The organism is Vibrio sp. 378 (assembly GCF_033339435.1).
The window spans coordinates 1-513 of the sequence record NZ_JAWOUO010001220.1; the positions used below are offsets into that span (position 1 = coordinate 1).

General features: G+C 51.5%; 1 protein-coding gene. It reads right to left on the minus strand.

The annotated features are described in order from the left end of the window. A partial coding sequence (locus R7Q48_RS31240; protein WP_318134315.1) for an efflux RND transporter permease subunit occupies positions 1-513 on the minus strand: 513 nt, incomplete at both ends.

The following is a 513-nucleotide window of genomic DNA, read 5'->3' on the forward strand; positions in this document are numbered from 1 at the left end:
CCAAGCAGAGCAAACACAGCCCCTGATGCTGCCAGTGGTAGCGTTGCGAGGATGATGATTGGTTGCTTAAAGCCGTTGAACATCGCGACTAAAATGATCACCATGATCAGCATTGCTTTTGGTTGCTGCTTCATGATGTCGGTGACCGCTTTGTCTTCATCGTAATATTCGCCGCCCCATTCCATGCTGTAACCCGCCGGAAGTTGGATAGCTTCAACCTGATCTTTAATGGCATTTCTTACGTTCGCTGGTGTGGAGTCTCGGCTCACACCCGCTTGAACCGTGATGGTTTTCACGCGGTCGCGTCGCCAAATCATGCTCTCTTCGGTGACCAGTTCGAATCCATCCACCACTTGACCAAGCGGAACGCTGTTAAAGCCAAGTAGCGAGCGCACAGGTAGCGTTTCTAGTGACGCCATGTTTTGCGATGTGCCACGTAACTGAATTGGAATCAACTCATCATTCAGGTTCATTTGTCCGAGCGGCATGCCGGCTGATGCGCGTTTTAGCGCG